The 17732-nt window shown below is 71.9% G+C and carries 16 protein-coding genes; 4 read left to right on the plus strand and 12 right to left on the minus strand.

The features are described from left to right. Window positions 1–111 precede the first annotated feature (111 nt). The 3 genes from gap to PS271_RS08055 all read right to left on the minus strand — a co-directional run bounded on the left by gap (window position 112) and on the right by PS271_RS08055 (window position 2557). Entirely contained in the window at window positions 112–1110 is a 999-nt protein-coding gene (gene gap, locus PS271_RS08045; protein WP_398381296.1) for a type I glyceraldehyde-3-phosphate dehydrogenase, read from the minus strand. A gap of 120 nt (window positions 1111–1230) precedes the next feature. Further along, the gene (locus PS271_RS08050) at window positions 1231–2187 is read right to left on the minus strand and encodes a GlxA family transcriptional regulator (protein WP_398381297.1); all 957 of its coding nucleotides are present in this window, start codon (window positions 2185–2187) and stop codon (window positions 1231–1233) included. 40 nt (window positions 2188–2227) lie between these two features. Beyond that, window positions 2228–2557 carry a hypothetical protein gene (locus PS271_RS08055; RefSeq protein WP_398381298.1) on the minus strand — a complete coding sequence of 110 codons (330 nt, stop codon included), beginning with the start codon at window positions 2555–2557 and terminating at the stop codon, window positions 2228–2230. Between the two features lie 212 nt (window positions 2558–2769). On the opposite strand from PS271_RS08055, the gene PS271_RS08060 reads away from it, so the two are divergent. Next, window positions 2770–3297 (plus strand): hypothetical protein, encoded by a 528-nt coding sequence (locus PS271_RS08060; protein WP_398381299.1) that lies wholly within the window; start codon window positions 2770–2772, stop codon window positions 3295–3297. 327 nt (window positions 3298–3624) lie between these two features. Here the strand turns inward: PS271_RS08060 and PS271_RS08065 are convergent, their stop codons facing one another. The 5 genes from PS271_RS08065 to hrcA form a co-directional block, all read right to left on the minus strand. Then, window positions 3625–4371 (minus strand): helix-turn-helix transcriptional regulator, encoded by a 747-nt coding sequence (locus tag PS271_RS08065; RefSeq protein ID WP_398381300.1) that lies wholly within the window; start codon window positions 4369–4371, stop codon window positions 3625–3627. A 76-nt stretch (window positions 4372–4447) separates the two neighbouring features. Then, window positions 4448–5200 carry a 16S rRNA (uracil(1498)-N(3))-methyltransferase gene (locus PS271_RS08070; RefSeq protein WP_398381301.1) on the minus strand — a complete coding sequence of 251 codons (753 nt, stop codon included), beginning with the start codon at window positions 5198–5200 and terminating at the stop codon, window positions 4448–4450. Beyond that, the gene (locus PS271_RS08075; RefSeq protein WP_398381302.1) at window positions 5197–6300 is read right to left on the minus strand and encodes a nitronate monooxygenase; all 1104 of its coding nucleotides are present in this window, start codon (window positions 6298–6300) and stop codon (window positions 5197–5199) included. Before PS271_RS08075 ends, PS271_RS08070 begins: the two co-directional genes overlap by 4 nt. 88 nt (window positions 6301–6388) lie before the next feature. Then, entirely contained in the window at window positions 6389–7528 is a 1140-nt protein-coding gene (dnaJ, locus tag PS271_RS08080; protein WP_398381303.1) for a molecular chaperone DnaJ, read from the minus strand. Next, on the minus strand, window positions 7529–8545 hold the full coding sequence (gene hrcA, locus PS271_RS08085) for a heat-inducible transcriptional repressor HrcA (RefSeq protein WP_120754635.1): 1017 nt from the start codon (window positions 8543–8545) through the stop codon (window positions 7529–7531). A gap of 195 nt (window positions 8546–8740) precedes the next feature. Between hrcA and PS271_RS08090 the strand changes: the two genes are divergently transcribed. Further along, window positions 8741–9484 (plus strand): MBL fold metallo-hydrolase, encoded by a 744-nt coding sequence (locus PS271_RS08090; RefSeq protein ID WP_398381304.1) that lies wholly within the window; start codon window positions 8741–8743, stop codon window positions 9482–9484. Window positions 9485–9517: 33 nt separating this feature from the next. After that, on the plus strand, window positions 9518–10345 hold the full coding sequence (locus PS271_RS08095; protein ID WP_398381305.1) for a DUF3097 domain-containing protein: 828 nt from the start codon (window positions 9518–9520) through the stop codon (window positions 10343–10345). 84 nt (window positions 10346–10429) lie between these two features. Here the strand turns inward: PS271_RS08095 and hemW are convergent, their stop codons facing one another. From hemW to lepA, 3 genes are all read right to left on the minus strand, one after another. Continuing rightward, complete coding sequence (gene hemW, locus PS271_RS08100; protein WP_398381306.1) at window positions 10430–11662, minus strand: radical SAM family heme chaperone HemW; 1233 nt, start codon at window positions 11660–11662, stop codon at window positions 10430–10432. Between the two features lie 91 nt (window positions 11663–11753). Further along, window positions 11754–13643, minus strand: a complete 1890-nt coding sequence (locus PS271_RS08105; RefSeq protein ID WP_398381307.1) for an AMP-dependent synthetase/ligase — start codon at window positions 13641–13643, stop codon at window positions 11754–11756. Window positions 13644–13898: 255 nt separating this feature from the next. Then, on the minus strand, window positions 13899–15779 hold the full coding sequence (gene lepA, locus PS271_RS08110; protein WP_398381308.1) for a translation elongation factor 4: 1881 nt from the start codon (window positions 15777–15779) through the stop codon (window positions 13899–13901). 208 nt (window positions 15780–15987) lie between these two features. On the opposite strand from lepA, the gene rpsT reads away from it, so the two are divergent. Further along, window positions 15988–16254, plus strand: a complete 267-nt coding sequence (gene rpsT, locus PS271_RS08115) for a 30S ribosomal protein S20 (RefSeq protein WP_398381309.1) — start codon at window positions 15988–15990, stop codon at window positions 16252–16254. 438 nt (window positions 16255–16692) lie between these two features. Here rpsT and holA read toward each other — a convergent pair whose 3' ends face one another. Next, the gene (gene holA / locus PS271_RS08120) at window positions 16693–17679 is read right to left on the minus strand and encodes a DNA polymerase III subunit delta (RefSeq protein WP_398381310.1); all 987 of its coding nucleotides are present in this window, start codon (window positions 17677–17679) and stop codon (window positions 16693–16695) included. Window positions 17680–17732: the final 53 nt, after the last annotated feature.

The following is a 17732-nucleotide window of genomic DNA, read 5'->3' on the forward strand; positions in this document are numbered from 1 at the left end:
GCGCGAATCGGACGATTCAACTCCGCGTCGGAAGAGGCTTGACGAGGGGACACTTGACGAGGGGAGGCTTGGCAAGGGAACGCCCCGCGGCCCCCCGCGGCCCCGCGTCCGTCAGCCGGCGGCGAGGAGCTCCAGCGTGTCGATCACGCGGTTCGAGAAGCCCCACTCGTTGTCGTACCAGGCGACCACCTTGATGTGGCGGCCGTCGACGCGGGTGAGGGCCGAGTCGAAGATCGACGAGGCGGGGTTGCCCGTGATGTCGGACGAGACGAGCGGGTCGTCCGAGTACTCCAGGACGCCGGCGAGCGGCCCCTCCGCCGCGGCACGGTACGCCGCCAGCACGTCCTCGCGCGTCACGTCGCGGGCGACGGTCGTGTTGAGCTCGACGATCGAGCCCACCGGCACCGGTACGCGGATCGAGTCGCCCGACAGCTTGCCGTCGAGCTGCGGCAGCACCAGGCCGATCGCCTTGGCGGCGCCGGTCGTGGTCGGCACGATGTTGACGCCGGCGGCCCGGGCGCGGCGGGCGTCGCGGTGCGGGCCGTCCTGAAGGTTCTGCTCCTGCGTGTAGGCGTGCACCGTCGTCATGAACCCGTGCTCGATGCCGGCGAGTTCGTCGAGGACCGCGGCCAGCGGAGCGAGCGCGTTGGTGGTGCAGGAGGCGTTCGAGACGATCGTGTGCACGGCCGGGTCGTACGCGTCGGTGTTGACCCCGAACGCGAGCGTGACGTCGGCGCCGTCCGACGGCGCGCTGACGAGCACCTTCTTCGCGCCGGCGGCGAGGTGGGCGCGGGCGGCCTCGGCCGAGGTGAAGCGGCCGGTGGCTTCCAGGACGATGTCGACGCCGAGTTCGGCCCACGGCAGCTGCGCCGGTTCGCGCTCGGCCGTCACCGTGATGCGGCGGCCGTCGACGACGAGGGCGTTCCCGTCGACGGTCACCGGGCGCCCGAGCCGTCCGGCCGTGCTGTCGTAGGCGAGCAGCCGGGCGAGCGTGGCGGGCTCCGTCAGGTCGTTGACGGCGACGATTTCGAGATCGCTGTCGCGCTCCAGCAGTGCGCGCAGCACGTTGCGTCCGATGCGGCCGAATCCGTTGATGGCGATGCGAGTCATGTGTGATGTCCCTTCCCGTTGCCACCAGGTTCGCCCGCAGCCCGCGCGGCTGACAGTGGCGGGATCGCCACGGTTCAAAAGGATCCCGCCATGCGGGTGCCGGGCGAGTGGGCGGGCGGGTTACTCACCCCGGGTGAACGTGCGCCTGTACTCGCTCGGTGTGGTGCCGAGGATGCGCTGGAAGTGCAGGCGCAGGTTCGCGCCGGTGCCTAGCCCGACGTCGGCGGCGATCTGTTCGACGCTGCGCTCCGAGCGTTCGAGCAGTTCGCGGGCCAGGTCGACGCGGGCGCGCATCACCCACTGCATCGGCGTGTAGCCGGTCTCCTCGACGAAGCGCCGCGAGAACGTACGCGGCGAGACCTCGGCCTGCCGCGCCAGTATGTCGAGGGTCAGGGGCTCGCCGAGCCGGTGCAGCGCCCACTCGCGGGTGGCGGCGAACCGCTCGCCGAGCGGCTCGGGCACGCTGCGCGGCACGTACTGGGCCTGGCCGCCGCTGCGGTAGGGGGCGGCGACCAGACGGCGGGCCGCGTGGTTGGACGCGGCCACTCCGAGGTCGCCGCGCAGGATGTGCAGGCACAGGTCGATGCCGGAGGCGGCGCCGGCCGAGGTGAGCACGCTGCCCTCGTCGACGAACAGCACGTTCTCGTCGACCCGGACGAGCGGATGCCTGGCCGCGAGCGCCCGCGTGTAGTGCCAGTGCGTCGTGGCGCGCTTGCCGTCGAGCAGGCCCGTGGCGGCGAGCGCGAAGGCGCCCGTCGAGATGGCGGCGAGCCGCGCGCCCCGGTCGTGGGCGGCGATCAGTGCGTCGACGACGGCCCGCGGCGGGTCGTCGCGGTCCGGGAGCCGGTAGCCGGGGACGAAGACGATGTCGGCCCACGCGAGCGCGTCGAGGCCGTGGGCGACGTAGTACGCGAGACCGTCGCCGCCGGCCACGGGACCGGGGGTCGCCCCGCACACCCGCACCTCGTACGGCATGCTCGCGCGGGTCGTGAAGACCTGCGCGGGAATTCCGACGTCGAGCGGCTTCGCCCCCTCGAGCACGAGGACGGCGACGCGATGCAGGCGGGAGGCTGGCACGGGAAGAGGTTACGCGGGGCGTGACGTTGACGCCGTCACCTCAGCGGTTCACCTCGCCCTCGCCGCCGCACGTCGTGCACGGCGCCTCGTGCTGCCAGCCGTCCTCGTCCTCCCACTCGATCTTTCCGCTTCCCCCGCACGAGGAGCACAACGGCATCGGTCCCGGCACCCCGTTCTGGTCGAACCCGTCACACACGTCGTACACGGCGTCCTCTTCCAAGAGGACCGCGTTCACCCCCGGCGGCGCGTTCTTGGTGACCCTGACCCGCAGACGGCCTTCCCACGTCCCGGCGACGACGCCCTCGATCCCGTCGACCCAGCCCGAACCGCTCGTCTCGACACGGATCCTGTCCCCATCCCGGACAGCCACTCCCGACCACTCCCCTCGCCCGTTCCCGTCAGGGAACCATGCTGGTCCTCCCGCCCAGCGGCAAACAAGCCGCCCACGGCGGCAACTCCGGCCCGGATAGGTATCCGTACTCATGTTCGCGATCGGATCGCCGGATAGCGTTCCCGCTGTACGAATCCCGGAGCACCGCGCACGCGGCCACGGCGACTACCAGAACCAGAAGGACGGGACACTTGAGCGAGCTGCGCCTCGGGGCGATATTCGCACCCCGAAGGCTCTCCCGGCTGACCGCCGCTCTGGTAGCTCCATTGATCCTGGCGGGATGCTCACTACTGAGCAGCGACAGGGACAAGCTCGGTTACGAACCGGAAGTACGCGCGGTCAAGCCTGCCGAGGACGAGGTCGACGCAATCTCCAGTCAGCTGCTCGCCTGGATGGGCGTCAAAGGCAAAGTCACCGAATCGGGGGCGATGGCCGGCCCCTGTGACGCCGTGGACCCGGACTTCCAGACGTACTACTCCGTGGATCGCCCCTGGTCCATCTACGACCTGACGTCCGGGACGTTCGAACAGGCCATGAACCCGGCGGCCGCCGGTACCCCCGTACCCGACGGCCGGCCTCGGTTCTTCCGGGGTCAAGGTTCGCCGACGGCGGGCAGGGGTCGCCATAGGAAGATCTTCCTACCCGCGAGGGCCGCGCCGCCGAAGCTCCGGCCACTGCGGGTCGTGGTGCGACCGCTGCCGCGAGTGCTAGCTTGGTGAGCGTGCAGCTGGGCGACCGGCTGCACGTATAGACCCCCGCCACGGAGGGCTTGTCCGCGACGAGGGTCCACCGAAAGTGATTCGGACGGCTGTGGCCGTCAGCCCTCAGTATCGGTGAGGACTGGCGGTCACCGCCCGGTCAGCCACCTCCCGAACTCGCGGATCACCGCGCAGATACGTCCGAGAAGCGACTTCTTCCGGTGGCGTCCCATGGGCGCCCCCTCCCTACAAACGCACCCTGCCCGGGAGTGCTCCGGAGGACGCCCACGCCGGGAATAGCGGTTTCCAGCAGCAGAGTTGGGCGAACCGACCAACGGTTCAGCCGGTTCAGGCGACCAGCCCCTCCTGCCGCGCCACCGCCACCGTCGACACCCTGTTGTTCGTGCCGAGCTTGCGGTAGATCCGTTCCAGGTGGCGGTTCACCGTGTGGGGGGAGATGGCCAGGCGGCGGGCGATCGCAGCCGCCGTCAAGCCCTCCGCCAGCAGCCCCAGCACCGTCGCCTCGCGCGGTGTCAGGTCGCCGCCCGCCGCGGGCGCCCCCACGCTCCGGAGGCGCTTCATTTCGGACAGGTGGCTGCCCATCGTCTGGATCACCGGCTGGAGGCGGCTGAGGAAGGCGAGGTCATGGGACATGAAGTCGCCCCGGCGGCCCAGGAGGGCGACACACATCCCGCCGTTCTCGTGGAGGAGCGGCACGCCCACCTGCTGGGTGACGCCGAAGTCGCGGCGCGCCTCCCGGTACCAGTTGGTGTTGCGCCAGCCGTCGCAGATGTCGGCGATGTTCACCGGCGCCGTCTCCGTAAGGCTGTACTCCAGCAAAGGGTGCCGCTGTTGGATGCGCCGCTGGACGAGGCCGTCCACGACGCGGCTCAGCGGTTCCGGCGCCCAGCCGACGACCGAGCCCGTGCCCTCGGCGACCCGTACGTGCGAGAAGGTCGCGGAGTCGCAGCCCAGTGAGTCCAGCAGTTGCCGGGCCATCACGTGCCAGGCGGCGTCGGCATCCTCGTTCTCCAGGACGGCGACGACGAGGTCAAGCATCTGACCGTAGTCCCGTGTGCGGAGTTGTGCTGCCATGGCAGAGCTTGCTCCCCCCTCGTGACCCCCGTCATCCCGCTCCTCAGAAGTTCCCCCGGTGCCCGGAAACAGTCCCTCAGGACCAGCGCCCCGTGCGCCCCAGCAGCAGCGCCGTGGCCGCCGTCCCTGCCGTGGAGGTGCGCAGGACGCTCGCCCCCAGGCGGTACGGCCGCGCGCCGGCCTCGGCGAAGGCCGCGAGCTCCTCGGGCGAGACGCCGCCCTCGGGGCCGACCACGAGGACGATGTCGCCCGTGGCGGGCAGCGGCGCCGTGGCAAGGGGGGCGCTGTGACCCTCCTCGTGGAGGACGGCGGCGAAGGCCGCGTCCGCGAGCAGCCCGGCGACCTGCCGGGTCGTCATCGGCTCGCTCACCGTGGGGAAGCGCAGGCGGCGCGACTGCTTGCCGGCCTCCCGGGCCGTGGCGCGCCACTTGCCGAGCGCCTTCAGGCCGCGGTCGCCCTTCCACTGGGTGATGCAGCGCGAGGCGGCCCAGGGGACGACGGCGTCGACGCCGGTCTCGGTCATCGTCTCGACGGCGAGCTCGCCGCGGTCGCCCTTGGGCAGGGCCTGGACGACGGTGATGCGGGGCTCGGGCAGCGGCTCGGAGCGTACGGACGTCACGGCGACGTCCAGGTGGTCCTTGCCCTCGACGGCGGCCACGGTGCCGAACGCGCCCGTGCCCTGACCGTCCGTCAGCCCGATCTCCTCGCCGACCCGCAGGCGGCGGACGGAGACGGCGTGGCGCCCTTCGGGGCCGTCGAGGGGGAAGACCGTACCGGGGAAGACCCCCGTCAGGGCGTCCTCCTCGACCAGGAACACCGGCGCTGTCATGACTTGCTCCCTCGCATATCGCTCAACATCCCCAGGGCCGCCCCCAGTTCCCCCAGCAGGACCGTCAGCAGCTCCGCCGCCGGCAGCGGCCTCGCCAGGCGGTGGCCCTGGCCCGCCCACAGGTTCATCGCCTGCGGGTCGCCCGCCGCGGCGGCGGCCTTGCGCAGCCCGGCCGTCAGGTAGTGGACCTGGGGGTACGCGGCCGGGGCGTACGGGCCGTGCTCCCGGATGAAACGGTTCACCAGCCCCCGGGCCGGGCGGCCCGAGAAGGCCCGGGTCAGCTCCGTACCACCGAACATCGGGTCGGTCAGGGCCTGTTTGTGCAGCGCGTGGGCGCCGGACTCGGGGCAGGCCAGGAACGCGGTGCCGAGCTGCGCGGCGCAGGCTCCCGCGGCGAGGACGGCGGCTATCTGCTCGCCGCGCATCAGCCCGCCGGCGGCGATCACGGGCAGGTCGACGGCATCCCGGACCTGGGCGATCAGGGACAGCAGGCCGAGGCCCGCGCCGGTGCCGTCGGCGTGCGGGTCGTCGCGGTGGGTGCCCTGGTGGCCGCCGGCCTCGACGCCCTGGGCGCACACCGCGTCCGCGTCGGCGTCACGGGCGGCCAGCGCCTCGGCGGCCGAGGTCACGGTCACGACGGTGCGCGTGCCGGCGGCGCGGAGCGCGGCGACGGCCTCCGCCGAGGGGCAGCCGAAGGTGAAGGAGACGACCGGCACGGGGTCGTCGAGGAGGATCGCGAGCTTGGCTTCGTAGGCGTCGTCGCAGCCCTGGTCCCAGTCGCCGAGCGGCGTCTCGTACCAGGCGGACTCGCCGGCGAGCTGCTCGGCGTAGACCTCGACGGCGGCCGGATCGGCGGCGGGGGGCTGGGGCATGAACAGATTCACACCGAAGGGTGCGGCGGTACGGGCCCGGAGCTGCTTGATCTCCTCGTACATCGCCGCGGGCGTCTTGTAGCCGGCGGCCAGGAAGCCGAGGGCGCCCGCCTCGCAGACCGCGGCCGCGAGGGCCGGCCCGGAGGCACCGCCCGCCATGGGGGCCTGCACGACCGGGTGCCGGCACAGGCCGGCGAGCGCGGAAGCCACCCTGGGTTCGTAAGCCATGCACACATCGTGTCACAGGCAACGGCGATCGCCGGACGGGTCCGCGAGGGGCCCGCCCGGCGATCGCCGACAAGGGTGTTACGGGGGCTCAGCGCCCGTTGAACGCGTCCTTCAGCCGCGAGAACAGCCCCTGCTGCCCCGGCTTGAACTCGCCCATCGGCCGCTCCTCGCCCCGCAGCTTCGCCAGCTGCCGCAGCAGGTCCTCCTGCTGCGGGTCCAGCTTGTTCGGGGTGATCACCTCGACGTGGACGATGAGGTCACCGCGGCCGCCGCCGCGCAGGTGCGTGACACCGCGCTGGTGCAGCGGGATCGACTGGCCCGACTGCGTGCCGGGCCGGATGTCGATCTCCTCGACGCCGTCCAGGGTCTCCAGCGGCACCTTGGTGCCGAGGGCCGCGGCCGTCATCGGGATGGTGACCGTGCAGTGCAGGTCGTCGCCGCGGCGCTGGAAGACCGTGTGCTGCTTCTCGTGGATCTCCACGTAGAGGTCGCCGGCGGGGCCGCCGCCGGGGCCGACCTCGCCCTCGCCCGCGAGCTGGATCCGGGTGCCGTTGTCGACACCGGCCGGGATCTTCACGGTCAGGGTGCGCCGCGAGCGGACGCGGCCGTCGCCGGCGCACTCCGGGCAGGGGGTCGGCACGACCGTGCCGAAGCCCTGGCACTGCGGGCACGGCCGCGAGGTCATGACCTGGCCGAGGAAGGAGCGGGTGACCTGCGAGACCTCACCGCGGCCGCGGCACATGTCGCACGTCTGGGCGGAGGTGCCCGGGGCCGCGCCCTCGCCGCTGCACGTGGTGCAGACGACGGCCGTGTCGACCTGGATCTCCTTGGTGGTCCCGAACGCGGCCTCGTCGAGGGTCACTTCGAGACGGATCATGGCGTCCTGGCCGCGCCGCGTGCGCGAGCGCGGACCGCGCTGCGCCGCCTGCCCGAAGAAGGCGTCCATGATGTCGGAGAAGTTGCCGAAGCCGGCGCCGCCGAAGCCGCCCGCCCCGCCACCGCCGCCGGAAGCCGACAGCGGATCGCCGCCGAGGTCGTAGACCTGCTTCTTCTGCGGATCCGAGAGCACCTCGTAAGCGGCGTTGATCTCCTTGAACCGCTCCTGCGTCTTCGGGTCCGGATTGACGTCCGGGTGCAGCTCGCGGGCGAGGCGGCGGAAGGCCTTCTTGATCTCGTCCTGCGAGGCGTCGCGGCGTACGCCCAGGACCGCGTAGTAATCCGTGGCCACTTACGACTCCGCCAGGATCTGTCCGACGTAACGTGCCACTGCGCGTACCGCTCCCATCGTTCCGGGGTAGTCCATGCGGGTCGGTCCGACCACGCCGAGTTTGGCGACTGCCTCGTCGCCCGAACCGTAGCCGACGGCGACGACCGATGTGGAGTTCAGTCCCTCGTGAGCGTTCTCATGCCCGATGCGGACCGTCATCCCGGAGTCCTTGGCCTCGCCCAGCAGCTTCAGCAGCACGACCTGCTCCTCCAGCGCCTCCAGCACGGGCCGGATGGTCAGGGGGAAGTCGTGCCCGAAGCGGGTGAGATTGGCGGTGCCGCCGATCATGAGCCGCTCCTCGGTCTCCTCGACGAGCGTCTCCAGCAGGGTGGCGAGCACCGTAGAAACGGTTCCGCGGTCCTCCTGCTCGAAGGAGTCGGCGAGGTCCGAGACCAGCTGCGGCACGTCCGTGAACCGGCGGCCCACGACACGGCTGTTGAGCCGGGCGCGGAGATCCGCCAGCGAGGTCTCCCCGATCGGAGCCGGGCAGTCGATCATGCGCTGCTCGACCCGGCCGGTGTCGGTGATCAGGACGAGCATGACGCGGGCCGGCGCGAGCGAAAGAAGCTCCACGTGGCGCACCGTCGAGCGGGTCAGCGACGGATACTGCACCACCGCGACCTGCCGGGTCAGCTGCGCCAGCAGGCGGACCGTGCGCCCCACGACGTCGTCCAGATCGACGGCGCCGTCCAGGAAGTTCTGGATGGCGCGCCGCTCCGGGGTCGACAGGGGCTTGACGCCCGCGAGCCGGTCGACGAAGAGCCGGTAGCCCTTGTCGGTCGGGATGCGGCCGGCGCTGGTGTGCGGCTGGGCGATGAAGCCCTCTTCCTCCAGCGCGGCCATGTCATTGCGCACCGTGGCCGGGGACACGCCCAGGCGGTGCCGCTCGGTGAGGGCCTTGGAGCCGACGGGCTCCTCGGTGCCCACATAGTCCTGGACGATGGCGCGCAACACCTCGAGCCTGCGTTCGCTCAGCATCGCGCGCACCTCCAAGTCCAGACCGTCTTACGGGGCCGATCCTGGCACTCAGTGGTGGCGAGTGCCAAAGCCCTCCAGCCAGTGTACGGCCGTGCACCACAGCCAGGGCAAGAGCCGTCCGCGCCGCGCGCCCGCGGCAGCCCGGGCGAAGCGGCCGGACGGGCAACCGTACCGCGCTCCCGCTAGCGTCCTGGTATGGACAGTGGTCAGCAAGGGCGGGGGGCGGCAGCGCGGTGGGAACGGCTCGCGCCCGGGGTCGCACGCCGCCGCATGCCTGTGTGGGACGCCACAGTAGGAGTGATCGTGGGCAGTACGGGTGTGCTGCTCGTGGACACCGGGGCGACGGTTGCGGAAGGGGCGGAGCTCGGGCACGAGGTGCGGGAGCTGTTCGGCCGGAGCGTGACGCATATCGCTCTTACGCACCCCCACTTCGACCACGTATTCGGCACCGCCGCGTTCCCGGGCGCGGAGGTCTACGGAGCCGTGGGCGCCGACGAGCTGATGCGGCGCGAGCGCGAGGAGCTGCGGCTGGACGCGGAGCGGTACGGGCTCGCGCCCGGGGCGGCGGCGGAGGCCGCCGAGCGCCTCGTCGTGCCCCGGCACGGCGTCAGCGGGGAGCTGACGCTGGACCTGGGCGGCGGCCGCCAGGCCCTCCTCGCCAACCTCGGGCCCGCCCACACCGCGCACGACCTTGCGGTCTTCGTCGCGGGCCGCGGCGGCGCGCCCGAGGTCGTCTTCTGCGGGGACGTCGTCGAGGAGTCCGGCGAGCCGCAGGCCGGCCCGGACGCCCTCCCCCGGTGCTGGCCCGCGGCCCTGGACCGGCTGCTGGCCCTCGGCGGCGAGGACGCGGTGTACGTGCCCGGGCACGGGGCGGCGGTGGACGCGGCGTTCGTGCGGGCGCAGCGGGACGCGTTGGCGGCGCGCTTCGGTGTGTCGTGAGGGTGACCGTGATCGTGATCCACAATGGCGCGCATGCGCAGCAGAGAGTACGGACCTGACCTGACCCCTCCCTGGAAGCGGACGGCGGCCGCCCCCGAGGTGCCGGCCGAGGCCGATCTCGTGGTCGAGGAGGTCACCACCGGTTTCTGCGGGGCGGTGATCCGCTGCGAGAAGACGGCGCAGGGGCCGGTGGTGACCCTGGAGGACCGCTTCGGCAAGCACCGCGTCTTCCCGATGGAGCCGCGGGGGTTCCTGCTGGAGGGGCGCGTGGTCACCCTCGTACGGCCCGCCGCGGCGCCTCCCGCGTCGCGGGGGCCCGCCCGGACGGCGTCCGGCTCGATCGCCGTCCCCGGCGCGCGGGCGCGGGTCGCCCGGGCGGGGCGCATCTACGTGGAGGGCCGCCACGACGCGGAGCTCGTGGAGCGGGTGTGGGGCGACGACCTGCGCATCGAGGGCGTGGTCGTCGAGTACCTGGAGGGCGTCGACGACCTGCCCGCGATCGTCCGCTCCTTCGCGCCCGGCCCGGACGCGCGGCTCGGCGTCCTGGTGGACCATCTCGTGCCCGGTTCCAAGGAGTCCCGCATCGCGGCGGAGGTGACGGGCGAGCACGTCCTCGTCGTGGGTCACCCGTACGTGGACGTCTGGGAGGCGGTCAAGCCCTCCTCCGTGGGCATCCGGGAGTGGCCGCGGGTGCCGCGGGGAGTGGACTGGAAGACGGGGGTTTGTGAGGCGCTGGGGTGGCCGTTGAACACGGGGGCGGCGTGGCAGCGGATCTTGTCGTCCGTGCACTCGTACAAGGATCTTGAGCCGGAGCTGCTGGGGCGGGTGGAGGAGCTGATCGATTTCGTGACGTGCCCCTGACGCGCGTCGCCTCAATCGCCGGACAGCTCGAATATTTTTGAGCCGTCCGGCGATTGAGGACCGGGGTCCGGGCGGAGCCCCGTGTCAGTCCACCAGGTCCCGCACCACCGCGTCCGCCAAGAGCCGCCCCCGCAGCGTCAGGACCGCGCGGCCCTGCTCGTACGGGCCGGGCTGGAGCAGCCCGTCCGCGAGCGCCCGCGCGGCCGCCGCCGCACCAGCGGGCCGCAGCAAAGACAACGGACACCCCTCCACCAGCCGCAGCTCCAGCAGGATCCGCTCCACCCGCCGGTCCTCGTCCGGCAGGACCTCCCGGCCCGCGCCCGGAGAGCGGCCCTCGGCCAGCGCCTGCGCGTACGCGCCGGGATGCTTGACGTTCCACCACCGCACGCCGCCGACGTGGGAGTGCGCGCCGGGGCCCGCGCCCCACCAGTCCGCGCCGCGCCAGTAGAGCTCGTTGTGGCGGCAGCGGCCGGCGTCGGTCGTGGCCCAGTTGGAGACCTCGTACCAGGAGAAGCCCGCGGCCGTGAGCGCTTCCTCGGCGATGAGGTAGCGGTCTGCGTGGACGTCGTCGTCGGTCATGGGGACCTCGCCGCGGCGGATCCGGCGGGCGAGCTGGGTGCCCTCCTCGACGATCAGCGCGTACGCGGAGACGTGGTCGGGGCCGGCGCCGATCGCCGCGTCCAGGGAGGCCCGCCAGTCCTCGTCGGACTCGCCGGGCGTGCCGTAGATCAGGTCGAGGTTGACGTGCTCGAACCCGGCCGCGCGCGCCTCCGCGACGCACGCCTCGGGGCGGCCCGGCGTGTGCGTGCGGTCGAGGATCTTCAGGACGTGCTGCCGCGCGCTCTGCATGCCGAAGGAGATCCGGTTGAAGCCGCCCTCACGGAGCTCGGCGAGGTAGCGCGGGTCGACGGACTCGGGGTTCGCCTCGGTAGTGATCTCCGCGCCGTCGGCGAGGCCGAACTCGTCGCGGATCGCGGCGAGCATCCGGACGAGGCCGGCGGCGGGCAGCAGCGTGGGCGTGCCGCCGCCGACGAAGACGGTCTCGACGGGGCGCGGGTCGTCGCCCAGGACCTTCCGTGCGAGGCGGATCTCTTCGGCAACCGTCTCGGCGTAGTTGTCGCGCGAGGCGAGCGCGCCGCCGGAGCCGCGCAGCTCGCTCGCGGTGTACGTGTTGAAGTCGCAGTACCCGCAGCGCGTCGCACAGTAGGGCACGTGCAGGTAGAACCCGAGCGGCCGCTGCCCGGCGCCGGCAAGGGCGTGCCGGGGCAGGGCCCCGTCCTCGGGCATGGGTTCGCCGTCAGGCAGTACGGAAGGCATGGGTCCATTGTCCGGCATCGCGGGAGCGGACCGGCCGGGCCGCTCCCGCGATCAGCCCCGCCCACCCCGCGATCAGGCCCGTCCGCTTCCCTCAGGCCTCCCTGGCGCCCTCGTACATCTCCTCGATCAGGTGCTGGTAGCGCCGCTCGACCGCGGGCCGCTTCAGCTTCAGGCTCGGGGTGAGCTCGCCGTGCTCGACGTCCAGGTCGCGCGGCAGCAGCCGGAACTTCTTGATCGTCTGCCAGCGCTGGAGGCCCTCGTTGACCCGCTGCACGTAGCCGTCGATGAGCTCGACGGTCCGCGGGTCGGCGACGACGTCGGCGTAGGGCTTGCCGGCGAGGCCGTGCTCGGCGGCCCAGGTCATGAGCGTGGGCTCGTCCAGGGCGATGAGGGCGGTGCAGTAGTTGCGGTCGGCGCCGTGCACGACGGCGTTGGAGACGAAGGGGCACAGCGCCTTGAAGCGGCCCTCGACCTCGGTGGGCGCGACGTACTTGCCGCCCGAGGTCTTGATCAGGTCCTTCTTGCGGTCGGTGATGCGCAGGTAGCCGTCGGGGGACAGCTCGCCGATGTCGCCGGTGTGGAACCAGCCGTCGCTCTCCAGGACCTCGGCGGTCTTCTCGGGCAGGCGGTGGTAGCCGGCCATGACGCCGGGGCCGCGCAGGAGGATCTCGCCGTCGTCGGCGATGCGGACCTCGGTGCCGGGCAGGGGCTTGCCGACGGTGCCGGTGCGGTAGGCCTCGCCGGGGTTGACGAAGCTGGCGGCGCTGGTCTCGGTGAGGCCGTAGCCCTCCAGGATGTGGATGCCGGCGCCGGAGAAGAAGTAGCCGATGTCCGGGGGCAGCGCGGAGGCGCCGGAGACGCAGGCGCGCAGGCGGCCGCCGAAGGCCTCGCGGATCTTGGCGTAGACGAGGGCGTCCGCGATCTTGTGCTTGGTGGCGAGGCCGAAGGGGACGGCCGTGGTGCCGGTGCGGCGGAAGTTGTCCTGGGAGGCCTTGGCGTACTCGCGGGCCACCTCGGCGGCCCAGCGGAAGATCTTGTACTTGGCGCCGCCGCCCTCGCGGGCCTTGCTCGCGACGCCGTTGTAGACCTTCTCGAAGACGCGCGGGACGGCCGCCATGTAGGTGGGGCGGACGATCCGCAGGTTCTCGGCGATCCGGTCCTGGCGGCCGTCGACCGCGGTGACGTGCCCGGTGCTGATCTGGCTGCACGTCAGCACCTTGCCGAAGACGTGCGCGAGCGGCAGCCACAGGAACTGCACGTCGTCGGGGCGGACCATCTCGGTGGCCTGGATGGCGCGGGCCATGTACGACCAGGTGTCGTGCGGCAGGCGCACGCCCTTGGGGCGGCCCGTGGTGCCGGAGGTGTAGATGAGGGTGGCGAGCTGGTCGGAGCGCAGGCCCTCGATGCGCTCGCGCACGGCCCCGGGCTCGGCCGCCAGGCGGGCGGCACCGCGCCGCTCCAGCTCGGCGAGGGAGAGCACCCAGCCCTCGGGGTCGCCCTCGGCGGGGACGGCGTCGGCCTCCTCGACGACCACGACGTGCGCGAGGCCGGGCAGCTCGGCGCGGTGCTGCCGGGCCTTGGCGAGCTGGGCCGCGTTCTCGGCGATCAGCACCCGGCTCTCGGAGTCGGAGAGGATGAACGCCGTCTCCTCGGCGTTGGTGCTGGGGTAGATGGTGGTCGTCGCCGCCCCGGAACAGAGCACTCCGAGGTCGGTGAGGATCCACTCCACGCGGGTGGCGGAGGAGAGGGCGACCCGCTCCTCAGGCTGCACGCCGAGCTCGACCAGGCCCGCGGCGATCGCGAAGACGCGCTCGGCGGCCTGGCCCCAGGTGAGCGAGGCCCAGGTCTCGGGGCCCTGGCCGGAGGGGGCGGGGACGGGGTAGCGGTAGGCCTCCGCGCCGGGTGTCGCCTCAACGCGTTCGAGGAGGATCGTCGCCACGGAGGGCGGCCGGTTCTCGATCAAAGCCTGTGTCTCGGTCACGGCGTCCTCCGGGGCCCGATTCGTTGCTGGTGACTCACGAGTAACCTTCAAAGCAGTGATCAGCGTAAGCGGCCCGGGCCCGTGGCGTAAGGGGCTGAGATGGGCTTGTCGAAGCTGTGACCGGCGGGACGGCCGGAACGTACGGAAGCGCCCGTCCCAGTGGTACGAAAGCGCCCGTCCCACCGTGTGGAACGGGCGCTTCGTACGGGCCGGGTGCGCTCCGGAGAGCGGTCCGGGGACCGGTCCGGGGGCGGGCTACTTCTTGCCCTTCTCCCCCGACTCGTCGCTGGACAGCACCGCGATGAAGGCCTCCTGCGGGACCTCCACGCTGCCGACCATCTTCATCCGCTTCTTGCCTTCCTTCTGCTTCTCCAGCAGCTTCCGCTTACGGGAGATGTCACCGCCGTAGCACTTGGCGAGGACGTCCTTGCGGATGGCGCGGACGGTCTCGCGGGCGATGACGCGGGAGCCGATCGCGGCCTGGATCGGCACCTCGAAGTTCTGCCGCGGGATGAGCTCGCGCAGCTTGGCCACGAGCCGCACGCCGTACGCGTACGCCTTGTCCTTGTGCGTGATCGCGGAGAAGGCGTCGACCTTGTCGCCGTGCAGCAGGATGTCGACCTTGACGAGCTCGGCGGTCTGCTCGCCGGTGGGCTCGTAGTCGAGGGAGGCGTAGCCGCGGGTCTTGGACTTCAGCTGGTCGAAGAAGTCGAAGACGATCTCCGCGAGGGGGAGGGTGTAGCGCAGCTCGACCCGGTCCTCGGAGAGGTAGTCCATGCCGAGCATCGTGCCGCGGCGGGACTGGCAGAGCTCCATGATCGCGCCGACGAACTCGGTGGGCGCGAGGACGGTCGCCTTGACGACCGGCTCGTGCACCTCGGCGATCTTGCCCTCGGGGAACTCGCTCGGGTTGGTGACGACGTACTCGGCGCCGTCCTCCATCCGCACGTTGTAGACCACGTTGGGCGCGGTGGCGATGAGGTCGAGGCCGAACTCGCGCTCCAGGCGCTCGCGGACCACGTCCAGGTGGAGCAGGCCGAGGAAGCCGACGCGGAAGCCGAAGCCGAGGGCGGCCGAGGTCTCCGGCTCGTAGACCAGCGCGGCGTCGTTGAGCTGGAGCTTGTCGAGGGCCTCGCGGAGCTCCGGGTAGTCCGAGCCGTCCAGCGGGTAGAGGCCCGAGAACACCATCGGCTTCGGGTCCTTGTAGCCGCCCAGGGCCTGGGTGGCGCCGTTCTGCTGGGAGGTGATCGTGTCACCGACCTTGGACTGCCGGACGTCCTTCACACCGGTGATGATGTAGCCCACCTCGCCGACACCCAGGCCGTCGGCCGGGAGCATCTCGGGCGAGTTGGTGCCGATCTCCAGCAGCTCGTGGGTGGCGCCGGTCGACATCATCTTGATGCGCTCGCGCTTCTTGAGCTCGCCGTCGACGACACGGACGTAGGTGACCACGCCGCGGTAGGAGTCGTAGACCGAGTCGAAGATCATCGCGCGGGCCGGGGCGTCCTTGACGCCGACCGGGGCCGGGACGTCGCGCACGACGCGGTCCAGCAGCTCCGGAACGCCGACGCCGGTCTTGGCGGAGACCCGCAGGACGTCCTCGGGCTCGCAGCCGACGAGGTTCGCGAGCTCGGCGGCGAACTTCTCCGGCTGGGCGGCAGGCAGGTCGATCTTGTTGAGGACCGGGATGATCGTGAGGTCGTTCTCCATCGCCAGGTAGAGGTTGGCGAGGGTCTGGGCCTCGATGCCCTGCGCGGCGTCGACCAGGAGGATGCAGCCCTCGCACGCGGCGAGCGAGCGCGAGACCTCGTAGGTGAAGTCGACGTGACCAGGGGTGTCGATCATGTTGAGGATGTGGGTGTTGCCCACGGCCTTTGAATCAGACGCAGCCTCAGTGGGCGCCCACGGCAGACGGACCGCCTGGGACTTGATCGTGATGCCGCGCTCGCGCTCGATGTCCATCCGGTCGAGGTACTGCGCGCGCATCTGCCGCTGGTCGACCACGCCGGTCAGCTGGAGCATCCGGTCGGCGAGCGTCGACTTGCCGTGGTCGATGTGCGCGATGATGCAGAAGTTACGGATCAGAGCCGGGTCGGTACGGCTCGGCTCGGGCACGTTGGTAGGGGTCGCGGGCACGCAGGATCCATTCGGTGACTTCGGCGTTGGTACGCCAGTCTCGGCGGGAGTCGGGTATACGACTCCCCCATCGTCCCATGAGCGGCGGCCGTCGTCCGGTTTGGGCGGCCGGAGGGGCTGCTGGTAGCCTGGTCCACTGTGTCTGTCGTGCCTCTCACACGTACAAGACACGCAATCGAAATCCAACGAACCTGAAAAGGCTCTTTTCGTGGCGAACATCAAGTCCCAGATCAAGCGGAACAAGACCAACGAGAAGGCGCGCCTGCGTAACAAGGCCGTCAAGTCCTCGGTCAAGACCGCTGTCCGTGCGGCCCGCGAGGCCATCGTCGCCGGTGACGCCGCCAAGGCCGTCGCCGCCGTCGCCCTGGCCGGCAAGAAGCTCGACAAGGCCGCCACCAAGGGTGTCCTGCACAAGAACGCCGCCGCCAACAAGAAGTCGGCGCTGGCCAAGCAGGTTGCCGCCCTCAAGGGCTGAAGCCTCTCCGGGGCGTGAGCCCCGGTCCTTCGCCGGTATCGGAATCAGCGGCCCCTCTACCGCTCCGGTCCGGCACCCCCGCCGCGCTCGGTCGTTCGCCACGCGTGCGCGGCATGAGCCCTAGGGCTCGATGAACGATCCGAAGGCCCCGCGCCCCCTTTCCCCAAGGGCGGCGCGGGGCCTTCGGGGTTTGGCCGGGGCCTTCGGGGTTTCGGGGCCTTCGGGCCCTCCGGGGCCTGCCGGCTTCGGCAGGGGGCCTCCGGGCTCCCGGAGCCTTCCGGCTTGGGCAGGGGACCCTTCGGGTCTCCAGAGCCTGCCGGCTTCGGCAGGGGGCCATCGGGCTTTCGGGACCTTCCGGCTCGGCGCGGGGCCTTCGGGCCCTCCGGGGCCTGCCGGCTTCGGCAGGGGGCCATCGAGCCCCCGGGGCCTGCCGGCTTTTCAGCCGCGGCTTCTGGCCGCGCGGACCACTGCCACGACCGCCTTCTCCAGGGCGTACTCCGGATCGTCGCCGCCGCCCTTGACGCCGGCGTCGGCCTCCGCGATCGCGGTGAGCGCCGCCGCGACGCCGTCGGCGGACCAGCCCCGCATCTGCTGCCGGACCCGGTCGATCTTCCACGGCGGCATGCCGAGATCCCGCGCGAGGTCGCCCGGGCGGGCGCCGCGGGGGGCGGAGGCGAGCTTGCCGATGGCGCGGACGCCCTGCGCGAGGGCGCTGGTGATCAGGACGGGCGCGACGCCCGTGGACATAGCCCAGCGCAGCGCCTCCAGGGCCTCGGCGGCCCGGCCCTCCACCGCGCGGTCGGCGACGGTGAAGCTGGAGGCCTCGGCGCGGCCCGTGTAGTACCGCCCGACGACGGCGGCGTCGATCGTGCCGTCGACGTCGGCGACGAGCTGGGTACAGGCGCTGGCCAGCTCCCGCAGATCGCTGCCGATCGCGTCCACCAGGGCCTGGCAGGCCTCGGGGGTCGCGGAGCGGCCGGTCGCGCGGAACTCGCTCCGTACGAACGCCAGGCGGTCGGCAGGCTTGGTCATCTTGGGGCAGGCGACCTCCCGCGCCCCGGCCTTGCGTGCCGCGTCCAGCAGGCCCTTGCCCTTGGCACCGCCGGCGTGCAGGAGCACCAGGGTGATCTCCTCGGCAGGCGCGGAGAGATAGCCCTTGACGTCCTTGATCGTGTCCGCGGAGAGGTCCTGGGCGTTGCGCACGATCACGACCTTGCGCTCGGCGAAGAGCGACGGGCTGGTGAGCTCGGCGAGGGTGCCCGGCTGGAGGGCGTCGGGGGTGAGGTCACGCACGTCGGTGTCCGCGTCGGCGGCGCGGGCGGCCGCGACCACCTCCCGGACGGCCCGGTCCAGGAGGAGATCCTCCTGGCCCACGGCGAGCGTGACGGGGGCGAGAACGTCGTCGGTTGCAGTCTTCCTGGCCATCCCGACCAGCATCCCACGCGCTACTGACACCTCCCCCCGCGCGCCCGTCCGCC

The organism is Streptomyces sp. SCA2-17 (assembly GCF_044336695.1).